The sequence below is a fragment of the Curtobacterium sp. PhB130 genome (assembly GCF_003755165.1).
Classification (GTDB): Bacteria; Actinomycetota; Actinomycetes; order Actinomycetales; family Microbacteriaceae; genus Curtobacterium.
The window spans coordinates 271,226-284,952 of record NZ_RKII01000007.1 but is presented as its reverse complement, the minus strand read 5'-3'; the positions used below and the strand labels follow the sequence as shown (position 1 = coordinate 284,952).

Below are 13,727 nucleotides of genomic sequence, written 5' to 3'. Positions count from 1 at the left end.
CTTCTCTCTGACTTAGAAGCACAACGTCTTCTTGAACGAATGCGACACTCGTTCAAGGCCCGCCATCTTGTCCTCCTCGAATGTATCTTGATCAGCAATCCGCGTTGAAACGTTCGCGGACGGAGCGAGCCGAAAGCTCGAAAGCTCGTTGTTTGGGTGACTATTCCATGTGAACGTTCCGTCCGCGCCAACTTGCCCGAGTTCGGCGTGATCTTCAGCTATGAGGTCAGATGACATGTAGCACAGGCCCCGCCCTTGCGGCGTGGAGGGCAACACAATCAAGCGGTGGCCACCATCAGGAGAATGGTAGTTGTTTTCCTGAATCGGAACGTACCCCAGATCGTGCATTTGTGTCTGCGTAAGGAACGTGTACGGCACACGAAAAGTCATTCCCGCGTACTTTGGGCCATGCGATTCTAAATGAGATAGGAGCTCATCGCGCGCCTGTACCCATTGCACCGCGGGCACGATTAATTCAGGCTTGCCAATTGCGTTGCCGCGAAGTGACGCTCGGTGAAAGTTCAGGATCTTCACGCCCATCTCGTGGAAGAAATCTGCCGCATCTATGAGCGAGGATACGTTTTTCGACGTAACGGTGTAATTGACACTAAGACGTATGCCGGCCGATGCGTAGTCTGAAATCGTGCGCATGATACGCGCGAATGTTCCTCGACCTCGCGTGGCATTGTTTGTCACATCGTCCGAACCGTCAATACTTACCGACACGTGATCGAAGGCATCTCGCTCGAGGCGCTCCAGGTCCAAGTGATGCAGACCCACGCCGTTCGTGGTCATGCGCAGCTCTTTGATGTTGAACTGCGCGGCGTCGTTCACCATTTGTGTGATGTCTGGGTGGAGCGTGGGTTCGCCGCCAAGGAACGTCATGCGGTCAAGAACTCGGTCTCCACCGGCGAAGTAGCGGACCAGGCCGGAGAAGTAGCTCGGGCTCATAAGCTCCGTAACATCCCGTGCGCGCTGGAGGAAAGGGTGCATATAGCAGTAGTCGCAGCGCAGGTCGCAAGCGAGCGTGACATACGGATTCAGTTCACCGACGCGGGAAATGCTTCCCTTTTCATAGAGATCCGCGAAGTTGAACTCGATCTCCTCCGGGTCGCCGACCCGCTCAGCCCTCGCCGATTGTGTTAGATGAAACTCTCGAATGTCAGACATGCAGCTCCCCACGTACAAGATCAGAACACACCGCGTGGAACGATCTCCTCGTTTTCAACGCTTCCTCCGCGATCGCCCGCACGGTGATCGCAAGGCGCTCACGTTGATCATTGAGATCTACCTTCGCACGCATGCTTTCGAGTAGATTGGAGACAAGTCCCATTGACCCACACAGCACGCTCGGTACAAACTGAATACCAGCTGACTGCAGTTTGGCAATCGCCTCCGATGAATGGTCTAAGCCAGCCTCGGGTCCGCCAACAGCCAAAAGTGAACCGTTGGACATCAAGGCTCCTGCTCGGCGGACGCTGAGAGTGCCAGCGTCTGCACAGCAGATGTATGCACCGACCGCCGCTCTGTCTAACTCGGCGTCTCCGCGCGACTGGACACGATCGCCGTCGGCCGCCGCTTCCGCGCGTGTATTGTCCACGTCGTTCACCAGCACGGGCGTAAAGCTCCTCGCCGTGAGTTCTTGAACCACTCGGCTTCCAAGGTCGCCGACGCCGCGCACGGCGACACCAGGACTCGCGGTCTTTCCGCCGAATGCCTCCAAGGCAATCTGGAAGGTAGTGACGGTGGCGATCGCCGAAGGTGTGTGCTTCGTAGCAAAGTCAATGGTATCGAGTTCTGTACCAATCGACGGATGCTTCCTACGCAGGTCGTAGTCGAGTTGAGCGACGTGATCGCTTCGGGTTAACTCTTCGAGTGCGAAAAGGGCATCAGTAACCAGCTTCTTCACCTCCCGCAAGCTTGTCGTCGGGTGCTCGCAGATCACACCGAGTCGAGCCGAGCAGAACTCGCTCGAAAATCGCGTGTCCGTAAGCTGTAGTCGGTCCAGTCCGTGCAACTTGTGCTTCAAGTTGGTGGCCTGAGTCGCGATAGACTCTCGAACCTGGTTCGCGGGCACGGGTGCGCCCTCAAGTCCATAGATTCGGATGGGTGTGAGATACCGCCCCGCCCCGCGCGTAAGCGCCGCGATCAGCCTCACGCCAAACTTTGGATATTCGAGTTCGAAGGTATCTAAGTCTTCTTCTAGGTCCTTGGTTCGCATCTTCGTCCACACTGACGTCATACGAGGCCGTCCGTTCTTCATTGATCAGTCCGACGTGACTCACCTAACCACGGAGTAGCCAAGAAGTTCTACCCCCGAACCATCTTGACTGTCGTTGCGAGGCCCTCGACTCGTCGGCTGGGCCCAGGCCCACACCAGCGCATCGGCCCGGACTTGCACCGATGCGAGCGGCTAACGTGTCTCCGCCCAGAGGCATCTTCGGGCGTCGTGGGTGACGCCGATTTTTTGCGGCCGGCGGAGTACTGCCCTCCAGGTTGTGGTCGGCCGACCATCGACGGGCCGCAGAACGGAGCACCCGTATGCGCTTGCTGCGGTCACTCGAGGTGTCAGACGTTTCGCCCCAGCTCGCTGATCGGTCGGCAGCGATGCGGGCGCGGGGCCGACCCACCTGTGGCTTCAATGCCCAGCGCCTGCGGTCGACAGGCAAGCGTTGCGCCGGAACCTGGTTGGGACGCATGCTGACCCTCTGCAGCAGCTAAGCCTTCGCAACCGCTACCGACGTCATCGATTGGCCGGCAGTACCAACCCACGTTCCCCTCCGCCCCATGAGGTGGCCAGTTTGCCCCCATGGCCAAGCGGCCCGATGCGCCAAGCGCTAACCGCACTCGCGCCGATCGGTGTCTGCACGCGGATCAACGATCACCAACCGAGCAAGGTGGCGGCGTGCGGAATCCGTGGACCCCCGGACGGAGTCCCCGACTTCGCGAATTAGCTAGGGAGCGGAACTATCAGTTACAGTACCCGGCGGGCGAAGCGCCGACGCTGTGGCCGCACTGGGACCTCGGTTGGCGCCGAAAGCATCGAGGGGGATGTCTTGACGAGCGATGTCGACACCGTGATGGTGTCCGCGGAATTCGATGACGGCGAACCCGCCGTGGTCAGCGCAAACCTAGCGTTCGACGGGGCGATTCCCCGGACGCTGCGCTTCGACGAAGCCGGTCGGACGAGTCGAACGCGCGATGCGATCCAGTTGACTCTGAACGGTGATCTCGTTGAGGTGCTCTGGAGGGGCAGGCGTGCACCAGCCCGCTTGAAGATCGTCTACTCCACCCGGCTAGAGAACTTTGACTCAATCGTTGTTCCCGACACCGGTCGTTGGTTCATGAATCACGAGCATCCCATCTCCGCCTGGCGGTACAGCAGCCGAAGCAAGGTGCGCGCAAACGCCATGAAGACGCCACTTTTCCTGTTCGAAGGTCTCGGTGGTGCCGTCACGCAGATGATCGGAGTAATCACAGCGCCGACCGAAATGGACATTGCCATTCACGAGCCCGCGTCCAACCGGGCGCTGAATGTGCACCATCGGCGCTTGCGAATCGAGTTCGACATTCCGGGGCACGCAGTAGCCGCTCCACGAGGGAACCTCCCGCTTCGAATCTTCGCACGTAAACCGTCCCGGCCGCTAGCATGGCCGGACGGGCTCCGCCTATTCTCCAAGACGGAACGCACAGTTCTAGAAATCAGTTACGAGACGGGGGCAGGCGCAGTCGAACCGTACTGGTGCAGCTGGGTGGACTGGAGTTCCGATCAGGTCGACCAATTGCTCGTCCTCGATAATGCGCGGCGCGGCGCGAAACTCGGGATTCGCAACATCATCATCGACGACGGATGGTTCGGCCCTGGCCTGGACAGTCCCTACGGGACGCCGTTGAACATTGGCGATTGGCGTCCCGATGGCGACAGGTTCCCAGACCTGCCCGCCCTCATCGATGAGGTCCACCAGTTGGGTAGCCGCCTCTTGCTGTGGTGCGCCCCGCACGCCGTGGGTCCCGCGTCGGACGCGATCTGTCGGCACGAACGGCTGCTAATCGCCGACATCGAAGGCGCGCCGATCATGAATCCCACGATGTTCTACTCCTTGTGCTTTCGGAGCCCGGAAGCTCGAGCGGTAATGTCCGAAGTCGTTGCTCGAATGTGCACCGACTACTCGATCGACGGATTGAAGTACGACCTGTTCAATTGGCTCCCGGAGGAGGAATGCGAATCGCCGACTCATGCGCACGACCTCCCCTCGACGATCGAGGGCGTCAGGAGGGTCTTGGATGACTGCAGATCGATTACCAACAGTCTCGGACGCCCAATGATCATCGAGTTGAAGCAGGACTACGCATCTCCGGCCATAGCGGCGCTCGGCACGGTCGTCCGCGCTGGGGACGCCCCGTATGCTTCAGCAACCAACCTTGCACGAATGCGTTACATACAAAGCCGCGGGATGCCTGCGCTCAACGATTACCAAACTTTCCCTGACGATGCAACGCGCGAGGAAGTCGCCCTCATCGGTATACGAATGCTCGCAGCGGGCATTCCGGCTTGGGGAAAGGACCTCCGTCAACTGAAGACGGGGCAAGCTGAGACGATCGGGAATCTACACAAGTGGTATTCGCGCCTTTTGGAGCAGGGGGCGCACTCAGGCAGAAGGCCGGTGGCGACAGACGCCTTCAAAATACCACTGCTCGTCGGAGGCGTTCTCGTCATCACTAACCCAAACTCCGTGGTCACTCTTGACGCCGACGTCACACAGATCGTAAACGGCACGCTCGCTCGTAGCGTCACTGTCCGAACGACGACTGAACGCAAGCTCACCGAGCTTCGTAATCTCGTGACCGACTATCGCAGCCTTCCGATGCTCGACGACGGAACGTCGACCCTTCATCCAGGGCTGCACGAACTTCAGCTGCGGCCAGCGGATTCTGTCGCACTCCAGTCGTCCGTCCGGCTACACAGCGAGGCGTCGTGACCGAGCCGCGCCGTCTAAGCCCAGGACGTCCGCGCCTAACAGTCGGGATGCTTGCGATAGTCCTCTGCACGACCGCGCTCGGGGGCTGTGCGACGGCGCGCGAGACTGACGTCGATGTCGTCGTGGGGTATCAGAGTAAGACGATTAACACCGTGACCGCCGGCACGCTACTGCGGTCCCGGGAGTCGTTCGAACACGATCTCGCCGACGTAGGACGCCGGAACGGTCGGCGCTATCACGTCAATTGGCAGGACTTCGACACCGGGTCGCCGATCACCACTCAGATGCTCGCAGCAAAACTCGACATCGGATCGATGGGCGACTTCCCACTGCTGATCAACGCGGCACGCACTGCCCCATACCCGTCGGCACGCTCTGAACTCATCGCCGTCACCGCGTACAACAATGACGGAGGACTCAACGGCATCGTCGCACGGAAAGGCTCATCGTTGACATCGGCAAGCCAGTTAGGCTCGACGACGATTTCGACAAGCGTTGGTTCAGCAGGTGACGGCTTGCTGCAGGCCACGCTCCGCAGCGCGGCTCTGCGAGCATCGGACGTGCGGATCGAGAATCAAAATCCGAGTGTCGGCGCCTCCGCTCTCCAAGCGGGATCCGTCCAAGCTCTCTCCCAGTTCGCACCATGGCCCGGGCTACTCACCGCCAACGGTGATGGCGCGCTTGTAGTGGACGGCGCCACCACTCACAAACCGACATTTCACGGCGTCGTTGCTCGAGACGCGTTCGCAAAGGAACATCCCGAAGTCATCGACGCGTTTCTGCAGAGCATGATCGAGACGACAAAGTACTTGAACCGACACCCGATCGCCGCAGCACGGTCTGTCGCGACGGCAACTGGCCTGCCGCTGAAGGTCGTATATCTATACAACGGCCCGGGGGGAATCGCAACGTTCGACACCGCCGTCTCTCCGAGCATCATTCGAGCGTTGCGCACCGACAAGCGGATACTTCGTTCCGTCGACCCGTCCATCACCCCAGACATCGCCGCGTTCACCGACAACCGATACGCCCGACGGACGGAACCGTCAAGCGCCCGGAACGTCCCAGGAACGGCAGAACCCCCATTGTCCCTTTCGGACGCACGGTGCGAGGTCGATCCGGTCGCCGGTGGACGGCGCTCGGAAGTGTGGCTTAAGAATTCAGACCACACTAGTTCGTTCGCATCCGCCCAATGCGCGCTTCGATACGCGCGTGCGGAACGGGGCTCCTTGTTCGCCATCTACGTCCCAGACACGCTTACGGGTACGCGATGGTTCGCGGCGCACTCCGACTGGGTCGAGGATCCCAGTGGTTCCCCCACTCACCGCTTCCTCCCCTTCGCCACACGGGACAACGCGGACAATTACCTCGCCGACCACGCCGGAACGTTCCGCGTAAGTTACACCGAAGCGACCCGCCGTGCTTGATATTGGCGATCCGGAAGCTCTGGCTACTGCCCGGGTAGACATCGATGAAAGCACACCGCGCCCGTCTCCGCGGCGAGACGCCCTCAAGCGCCTCGGCATCCGGTTCGCGACCGTCATGGCATCCCTCCTGCTCTGGCAGCTCGCAGCTACTTTCCGCCTCCATTTGTGGCTGTCCTTCGAGGCGTTGCCGGGGCCGATCACCGTGTTTGGCGTGCTCGCACGGGAATTATCGACGCCGACCTTCTACCAAGACGTCGGCGCGAGCCTGGAGAGAATTGCGGTTGGCTTCGTCCTCGCCGGTGTGTGTGGGGCCGCGATCGGAATCGGGGTGGCTAGATCACGGTCCATTGACGACACCGTAGGAACTCTCGTGGAGATCTTGCGTCCTGTGCCCGCGATCGCGCTGGTGCCGATTGCCCTGCTCATGCTCCCGACGAACGAGCAGGGGATCATTACGATCACTTTCCTGGCCGCATTGTTCCCAGTCGTAGTCAGCACGCAGCACGCAGTGCGTTCCCTGCCGCTGTCTTGGGAAGACGCGGTTCGCACGCTTGGGGGCAACCGACTGCAGGTGCTCCTGCATGTGGTAGTCCCCGGCGCCCTTCCCGGGATTCTCAGTGGGCTGACCGTCGGGATCGGCGTCTCTTGGGTCTGCTTGATCTCCGCGGAGATGATCTCAGGTCAATACGGCGTTGGGTATCGGACGTGGCTGGCCTACACGCTGGTGAACTACCCCGGCGTGATCGCAGGAATGATGACGATCGGCGTGCTCGGCTGGGGCACCTCGGCGCTCGTCGGGTGGTTCGGACGTCAAGTAACGGCATGGCTTCCGCGGCAGGAGAGACGATGAACGAGATTGGCGTGGACCTGCGGGACGTAGCCGTTCACCTCGGCCATCGGCCGGTGATATCCGACCTGTCTATGCGCATCGACCGTTCGGAGTTCCTCGCCGTCGTCGGTCCTTCGGGATCGGGCAAGTCGACGCTGCTGCGCAGCATTGCCGGCCTGCAACCGCTCACGTCGGGCACGATCTCGACCGATACCGGAGTAGTGGTAGGCCCCGCGCGGGAGCGCGCCATGGTGTTTCAAGACGACGCTCTCTTGCCCTGGAGGCGCGTGCGCGGAAATGTGGAACTTGCCGTCCGATTGCAGGGAGCGTCGAGGAGACAGGGCCGGGAACGAGCGGACGTCGTGCTTGAGCAGGTCGGCTTATCGGAGGCGCGACACCTGCTCCCACGTCAGCTCTCTGGGGGGATGCGTCAGCGCGCGCAGATAGCGCGCACGCTAGCGGGACGCCCACCGATCATCCTCATGGACGAGCCGTTCAGCTCCCTGGACGCGCACACCCGGAGCACCCTGCAAAGCCTGCTGCACGATGTTTGGCGGAGTGAACGGCCGACGATCGTGTTTGTGACGCACGACATCGACGAGGCCCTCACCCTCGGACAACGCGTGCTCGTCCTCACGAGAGCGCCATCGCACCATTTCATTGCGACGATTCCTGATGAGAGCGAGCGGACCGAACGGGAACATCTCCGAAGGACTATTCACGCATTACTCCGAGATGGGATCCGCTATTGATAACAAGCAACAGAGTACAGGCCTCCAGCGGCACGGCGTCAACCGTGAAGATGAGCGCATTAACAGCGTCCAACGACGCCCCGCGCAGAACTGGTGCGGTGATTACGAGCTTCAACCAAGGCGCCGTTCTCGGCCAAGCCGTGGAGAGCGCTCTGAGGCAGTCGAGCGCCTTCGACAGGATCGTCGTCGTCGACGATGGTTCTACGGAGGCGGACGCGCTTGCATCCGTTAGGCGCGACTCGCGGATCCAGATTCTCCGGCTCGACAATCGCGGCGTCAGCGCGGCGCGTAACGCCGGCATTGCGGCACTCGACACCGAACTCATCGCAGTGCTCGACGGCGACGACTATTGGCACACCGACTGGGCCTCCGCTGTTGTGCCACGATTCGACGAGGATGAGGTGCTTGGTGCCTCTACCCAGGTCCAAACCTTCGGCGTCGGCGACTGGGTCGTTCGCCCCGAAGGGGGGGATGTCGTCTCGTTCTTGGCAAAGAACAATTGTCCGTCGAGTCTGATGTTCCGCCGCGACGCATGGCAACGGGCTCACGGATACGACGAGTCGTTGACGTCCGGCTTCGAGGACTGGGACTTCGCCCTACGCCTCCTCAGCAATGGGGGACGCATTGACATTGTTCCGGAGGCGCTTCTGCAATACCGCACGGTTCCAGCGTCCGCGAACATCGTAAGCATGGACAATCGGCTGGATTTGTACGCGGGGATTCTCGACCGGCATAGTTCACTGTTTCAAGCGCATCACAAGTCGGCACTCCTGCAGTTGGAAGCAACGTCAACGGCACGGCTCAACCGAATTCGCGACCTGATGGTCAGCCACCCGGAACACGAGATCGAGCCCATTTCGACTTTCGGCGACGGTGGGGTCGCCGCAGCAGTCAGTGCCGCAACAGCGCGCGCTCGCCACTCTGGCGAACTCTCGGCTGGTCGCGACCGACCGACAGATACAACGTGTCCAGAGGAGTGAGTATGTCGCGAGGCCAACCCCGTAGCGGTCAAGGAGCGCTGACGATCCTGAGGGACAACTCGGCGTTCCGACGCCTCTACTTCGCGCAGCTCTTGAGCCAAGGCGGCGACTGGTTTGTCATCGTGCCCCTGCTCGGTGTGCTCCTAACGTTGTCCGGAACCTCGCTGTGGGGAGCGCTTGTCCTCGCAGCGGACACCATCGTCATCGCAGTGTGCTCACCATTCGCCGGGACGGTCGTGGACCGGGTAGACCGTCGAACGCTACTCATCATGTGCGACCTCGCGTCGGCGATCTTCGTGACGTGGTTGTTCTTCGTCCATACACCCGCCACTGTCGTCATAGCCGTCGCGGCCGTTGGCGGAGTCGCCGCCGCAAAGGCGTTCTTCACCCCAACTGCGACCGCCGCGGTGCCTACGCTCGTTCCTGCCGAGGCCTTGCTGACTGCAACCGTCATCAGCGGTGCGATCTGGGCAGTCATGCTCGTCGTCGGCTCCTCACTCAGTGCGCTGGTCACCGCGATTGCCGGCCCGTACTGGTGCTTCGGGATCGACATTGCATCGTTTCTCTGCTCTGCGTCAATAGTCGCGTCCATTAGCGAACTGAGTGGCAAAGCCAATCGCACGCCCCCGCGACGTCGACGACTGGTCTCCGAACTGGCGGACACTGTCCGCATCGCACGTGGTGATCGACGAATCGCTGCCCTCATCGCGGCGAAACCCGGCACGGCTCTCGGGAACGGCATCCTCGCTGTGTTCCCGGTTCTGGCCGTGACCGTGTTCGGGATCGGTCCGGCGGGAGTCGGCGTGCTATTCGCGGCACGCGGCGTTGGCGCGTTGGCGGGTCCGCTGCTCGCCCGCCGCTTCGTCGGCCCAGCGACACTTCGATCCGTCATCGCCGCTGCGATCGCATTGTTCGCCATCGGGTACGCCCTCTTCCCCATCGTCACTTGGTTCCCCGCGGCGGTGGCGCTCGTTGCACTCGCACACGTCGGCGGGAGCGCCGCGGCGAGTATCTCCACCTACGGGCTGCAGCTGGCCACAGACTCGCGGAACCGGGGTCGGATCATGAGCAGCGACTTCATGATCCAGACGGCCGTGATCGGCTGCAGCCAGCTAGCCATCGTCGGACTCGCCGACCTCGTCGGCAACACGGCCGCCACCACGGTCGCGGCTGCGGCGGCGGGGGTTTACGCGATCATGTGGTGGGGCGGCGCGCGTTCGCTTGATACGTTGCGATCCGGTTGATCCGCGCCTAGGACCTGTTGCGAAAGATGTGGGGATCGTCGGACTAGGGCGACCGGATGCCGACCGCAATGCTGCTTCGTGCTCACTCCGATGACGAAGTGTTCGCGAACTTTGGCCGGCCCGCCGATTGTCTTCGCGAGGATGCGACGTGGTCGGCGATTGCCGCGGACGGCGAGGCAAGCGAACTGCGCGAAGTCCCCTCGCTCGCGGATGCTCGGGCGCTCCGTTTTGCGAAGTGCGAGGCTGCCGTGCACATGTACTGGCCGCAGTCTCAACATCGCGGAACGCTGCGGAAGTGCCCGAAGGGGTGTGGGGGCTCGGCTCCGTGCGGACCAAGTTCGCGCACGTATCGCATTGGGCTCGCACACGCGCGTGGAGAACCTGGGGGCCGGGGGCGTCGGGACCTGCGCTCCGTTGGTGGCACGAGAGGTTCGCTCGTCAGCAAATCTCAACAGGAAGGCTCTCGGTTTGTACCGCGGCGGGCTTGGCAGCGACTCGCTTGAATCGATCGTTCGAGGCGCGCATCGTGTAGGCGATGTCTGAGACATGCAACATCGTCGATGACGGCCGCGAGGGAGCCTCCCCTGCGGACGAGATCCCGATGGCGGACGGTATAATCGATAGGCACGGTGAAACGCAGAACAAGAGTTGGCTCGTCTTCGATCTCCTGCACTTCTGGGCCGGCGCGGAAGCGCGCTTCTTCTGGAACAGCACGTTCCCGTCCACGAGCACTGGTCCCTGGATCAGGAAGGGGCCACTCGAGTCGACAAGCAGCCTGCTCACCACGAGGCTCTCATAGTGAGCCCCGGCCCGTAAACGGGGTTCTCACTCGTCGCTGTCCTTGGGCCAGTCGACGTTCTGGATCGCGCGGAGTAGCACGGCGATTCTGGCGTCCTCGACCGGCGGCAGATCCGCGTCGATGACGATACCTCCTACGTCCGCGCCGGCCTGGTCGGACCTGCTCCGGGTGACGGCTGGCTCCGGAAGGACTTCGACGGTAGGCGGGAAAGCGATCGGCGGAAGAGGCGTAGCGGGGTGACGGAACATCGACTCCGCGGCTTCGCGCATGATGCAGCTGTTACTTGCAGGAGCTGCCCGGCGTCATCCGCGAAGCCCTGCAGGAGAATCCGGGCTACGGTGTGATGCCGCCGTTGCACGTTGTTTCCCACGTCACCATTGTCTCTCCGATCGTCACATGTGGCCGACGGACCACCGCTCGGCGGGCGGACGACCGTCGGAACTGTTGATCATCGACGCGAGATCGCATCGGGGTGACTCGCGGTCGATGCCGCCACCTGTTCGATCAGGCGCTGGGCAGGTCGTTGGGGCTGGCGCCGGGCAGGGCAGTCTCGGAGAGCCACTGCGAGATCGAGAAGGCCTCGTGCATGCCACGACATCGGGCACAGCGAATGATGCAGAGGTCGAAACAGACGCCATGGAGTTGCTGACGAACCTGTCGGACGCGCTTCGCACCTAGCGACTCGCCCGAGGCAGACCCCCGCCCCGACAGCTTCTGGCGTAGGTCTGTCCTGAGACTATTTCGGCTGTGACGTACGACGCACCTCGACGACGAACTCCATCAACCATGCGTCAGTCAGGGTTGCCCCGTCGCCATACGTGATCGTCGACACTGGCCAAACATCGCTCGGTCACCCCGACCCGCAGCTGTGACGCGATCGGACCTTCGTCAGCGCCAGCAGCAAGAGAGGTCATCATGATGATCTCGGCATTATCATGATGATGTGCTTGATGATGAACTTGCCGCCGCTGTCGCGTCCTTGAGGGAAGTCGGTGCCGACGGGCTCGACGTCGAAGCGAAGAAGGCCGCCGGCGGCCTGCCCTCTTCTCTTCGGGAGACGCTGTCCGCGTTCTCCAACACGGCTGGCGGCACGATCATCCTCGGCCTCGACGAGAGTGACTCGTTCGCCGCGTCCGGAGTGAGCGATCCAGCGAAGATGGCATCGGACTTGGCGTCTATGTGCGCTGAGGAAGTGCATCCCCCTGTAAGGGCGGTCATCAAGCAGCATCAGTTCGAAGGCACCTGGTTGATCGTGGCTGAAGTGCCGGAGATTGACCCTTCGCTCAAGCCATGCTTCTCGAAGGGTCGCGGGATAAGTACTGGCAGTTACATCCGTGTCCACGACGGCGATCAGCATCTGTCCACCTATGAAGTGCAGACCCTCATCGCGAATCGTGGGCAGCCGTTGGTCGATGCCGACCCCGTACCGGGCACCGACAGATCGTGGCTTGACGACGGCCTCGTGGCAGCCTACGTCGAGCGTGTCAGACAGGTCCGCGGGTGGGCCTACCGAGACCTCGACGAGAGCGGCATCTTGCAGCAAGCCCGCGCGCTCACAGTCACTACCGAAGGCGAAGTGGTTGCCACGCTCGCTGGCCTACTCGCAATGGGTCGCCACCCCCAACAAATGTTCCCTCAACTGACACTCACGCTGGTGGTATATCCAACCGAGAGCGGTCCGGACGATGCGACCGGGACGCGCTTCCTCGACAACGTCACGCTTGACGGCCCCGTCCCCGTGATGGCGAGGGAGGCTCTCGCCGCGGTCACCCGAAACATGCGGCGACGGTCCATCGTGAGTGGCGTAGGTCGAACTGACACGTGGGAGTATCCCGATGCGGCCCTTCGCGAGGCAATCGTCAACGCTCTCATTCACCGGGACCTCTCCGCGCACGCGCGTGGCACACAAGTGCAAATTGAGATGTACCCGGATCGGCTCCTTATCCGCAACCCAGGAGGTCTGTTCGGCCCAGTCACCGTGGGATCGCTCACTGAAGAGGTCGGGACCTCTTCGTCAAGAAATTCCTTCCTGCTGAGGCTACTGGAGGACGTCTCTCTTCCCGGCGAGAACCGGACAGTGTGCGAGAACCGCGGCTCCGGCATCCGAACGATGGTCGGAGCACTCCGTTCGGCAGGCATGAGCATCCCGAAATTCGACGACCGCGTCTCATCCTTCACGGTCACGTTCCCCAACCACGCGCTACTGGACGAGGCGACCGTCGAGTGGTTCGACCGCATGAACGAGAGCGGTCTGACAAACTCCCAGATCGTAGGGCTCGCCACGATGCGAAACCGCGGGTCCATCGATAACTCGACCTACCGGGCGGCATCCGGCTTGGACTCTCGCGTCGCGACCGCCGAGCTACGCGATCTAGTCTCACGAGAACTCATCGTGCAGATCGGCACCCGGCGCTGGACCGAGTATCGCCTATCTCCCCGAACCCGGGGCGCAGCCGCGGAGACCGCTCGTCGCCTCGCCCCGCGAGACCGGCGACAAGTCATTCTCGACGCACTCCAAGGACGGGTTCTGTCGCGCGCCGAAATTGAACTCGCGACCGGTCTCAACAAACAGGTTGTCATCCATTGGCTTCGTGTTCTTCGGAAGGAGAATCAGGTGCAGACGGTCGGTGACGCGTCACCGCAGAGCAAAAACGTTCGTTACGAGCGCGTGAGTTCGCTCTGGAGCCAGGCTCAATTAGATTTCGGAACGGAATAAC

Annotated in this window: 11 protein-coding genes; 8 read left to right on the top strand and 3 right to left on the bottom strand. The window is 61.8% G+C overall.

Annotation, left to right across the window (positions count from 1 at the left end):
* Positions 1 to 12: 12 nt before the first annotated feature.
* Both EDF24_RS07185 and EDF24_RS18870 read right to left on the bottom strand, forming a co-directional pair.
* Complete coding sequence (locus EDF24_RS07185) at positions 13 to 1,170, bottom strand: radical SAM protein (RefSeq protein ID WP_148070842.1); 1,158 nt, start codon at positions 1,168 to 1,170, stop codon at positions 13 to 15.
* Positions 1,163 to 2,221: a hypothetical protein gene (locus EDF24_RS18870; protein WP_148070841.1), complete on the bottom strand. Its 1,059-nt coding sequence runs from the start codon at positions 2,219 to 2,221 to the stop codon at positions 1,163 to 1,165. Before EDF24_RS18870 ends, EDF24_RS07185 begins: the two co-directional genes overlap by 8 nt.
* Before the next feature lie 835 nt (positions 2,222 to 3,056).
* Here EDF24_RS18870 and EDF24_RS07180 point away from each other — a divergent pair.
* The 7 genes from EDF24_RS07180 (at position 3,057) to EDF24_RS07150 (ending at position 11,010) form a co-directional block, all read left to right on the top strand.
* Positions 3,057 to 4,979 carry an alpha-galactosidase gene (locus EDF24_RS07180; protein WP_123701870.1) on the top strand — a complete coding sequence of 641 codons (1,923 nt, stop codon included), beginning with the start codon at positions 3,057 to 3,059 and terminating at the stop codon, positions 4,977 to 4,979.
* Positions 4,980 to 5,026: 47 nt separating this feature from the next.
* The gene (locus EDF24_RS07175) at positions 5,027 to 6,406 is read left to right on the top strand and encodes an ABC transporter substrate-binding protein (protein WP_123701868.1); all 1,380 of its coding nucleotides are present in this window, start codon (positions 5,027 to 5,029) and stop codon (positions 6,404 to 6,406) included.
* Complete coding sequence (locus tag EDF24_RS07170) at positions 6,399 to 7,256, top strand: ABC transporter permease (RefSeq protein WP_221181352.1); 858 nt, start codon at positions 6,399 to 6,401, stop codon at positions 7,254 to 7,256. The genes EDF24_RS07175 and EDF24_RS07170 overlap by 8 nt, the downstream gene beginning before the upstream one ends.
* Positions 7,253 to 7,987, top strand: coding sequence for an ABC transporter ATP-binding protein (locus EDF24_RS07165; RefSeq protein ID WP_221181351.1), 735 nt, complete (start codon positions 7,253 to 7,255; stop codon positions 7,985 to 7,987). The genes EDF24_RS07170 and EDF24_RS07165 overlap by 4 nt, the downstream gene beginning before the upstream one ends.
* Before the next feature lie 50 nt (positions 7,988 to 8,037).
* Positions 8,038 to 8,967 (top strand): glycosyltransferase family 2 protein, encoded by a 930-nt coding sequence (locus tag EDF24_RS07160; RefSeq protein WP_123701864.1) that lies wholly within the window; start codon positions 8,038 to 8,040, stop codon positions 8,965 to 8,967.
* Between the two features lie 2 nt (positions 8,968 to 8,969).
* Positions 8,970 to 10,211 (top strand): MFS transporter, encoded by a 1,242-nt coding sequence (locus tag EDF24_RS07155; RefSeq protein ID WP_123701862.1) that lies wholly within the window; start codon positions 8,970 to 8,972, stop codon positions 10,209 to 10,211.
* Positions 10,212 to 10,746: 535 nt separating this feature from the next.
* Positions 10,747 to 11,010 (top strand): hypothetical protein, encoded by a 264-nt coding sequence (locus EDF24_RS07150; protein WP_123701860.1) that lies wholly within the window; start codon positions 10,747 to 10,749, stop codon positions 11,008 to 11,010.
* Positions 11,011 to 11,036: 26 nt separating this feature from the next.
* On the opposite strand, the gene EDF24_RS07145 is transcribed toward EDF24_RS07150, so the two are convergent.
* A complete protein-coding gene (locus EDF24_RS07145) occupies positions 11,037 to 11,279 on the bottom strand; it encodes a hypothetical protein (RefSeq protein ID WP_123701858.1) in 243 nt (80 codons plus the stop codon).
* Between the two features lie 674 nt (positions 11,280 to 11,953).
* Between EDF24_RS07145 and EDF24_RS07140 the strand changes: the two genes are divergently transcribed.
* Positions 11,954 to 13,726, top strand: coding sequence for an ATP-binding protein (locus EDF24_RS07140; RefSeq protein ID WP_123701856.1), 1,773 nt, complete (start codon positions 11,954 to 11,956; stop codon positions 13,724 to 13,726).
* Position 13,727 lies beyond the last annotated feature (1 nt).